This is a genomic window from Leptolyngbya sp. KIOST-1 (assembly GCF_000763385.1).
Lineage (GTDB): Bacteria > Cyanobacteriota > Cyanobacteriia > Phormidesmidales > Phormidesmidaceae > Nodosilinea.
Map to the genome: position 1 here is coordinate 1 of NZ_JQFA01000011.1, position 927 is coordinate 927.

1 protein-coding gene is annotated in these 927 nt (G+C 48.4%); it reads left to right on the forward strand.

The window, feature by feature from the left end; translation table 11 throughout:
- The first annotated feature begins 188 nt into the window (after positions 1 to 188).
- Positions 189 to 485: a GIY-YIG nuclease family protein gene (locus tag NF78_RS27820; RefSeq protein ID WP_035995082.1), complete on the forward strand. Its 297-nt coding sequence runs from the start codon at positions 189 to 191 to the stop codon at positions 483 to 485.
- The last annotated feature ends 442 nt before the right edge of the window (positions 486 to 927 follow it).

Here is a 927-nt window from a genome sequence, read left to right on the forward strand (position 1 = left end):
ATTCAGCTGTGTACTGTCGTCGGTTTGCGCTCATAGTTGCCCCCTCCTGTGGAACAAGGATACTGCTCTTAGCCTTGTGTCCGAAAATCGGGGGTCACTTCAGATCTCGGTTTATGCAGGGGTAAACTACGCAGTGACAGAGATTCCTCACTCCGTTCGGAATGACAGGTTGAGGAGTGGCGGAAACCATGCCTAAAACTTACTACGTCTACATCCTGACAAATCGCTCAAAGACTCTCTACACCGGGATGACAAATGATCTGATGAGACGGGTGGGAGAGCATAAGCGTAAGGCTGTTCCAGGATTTACGCAGCGGTATAACATTGACCGACTGGTGTTTTTTGAGGAGACGGAGAATGTGAGAGACGCGATCGCCCGTGAGAAGCAGATCAAGGGCTGGACGAGGGCTAAGAAGATTGCTCTGATTGAATCTATGAATCCAGAATGGAAGGATTTAAGTGAGGATTGGTTCAAGGAGGAATGACAGACACATGTCATCCTAAGCGCTGGTGGAATAACAGGTACCTGTCATCCTAAGCGTAGCGCAGCAGAGTCGTAGACGCAGAGCGGCTTCTCCTTGAGTAGGATCTCAGTCTATGCAGCAAAAGCCCATGCATACACCGAGATTCCTCCCGCTGGTCGGAATGACAGGCACAGTTGTCATCCTGAGCAGAGCGAAGGATCTTAGTCTATGCAGCGAGAAGCCCATGCATACACCGAGATTCCTCCCGCTGGTCGGAATGACATTGGGGGGTTTATTTAGAGGTTGGTTTGAGTTTTGGGAGGAAGTCGGTTGAGTCAGTTTGATGGATTGCCAGAAGGTTGGATACTAACAACTATTAGTGACATAGCAGACGTCACTAAACTTGCAGGGTTTGAATTCACAAATTATTTCAATTATCAAGAGATAGGCGAAGTGAGAGTTG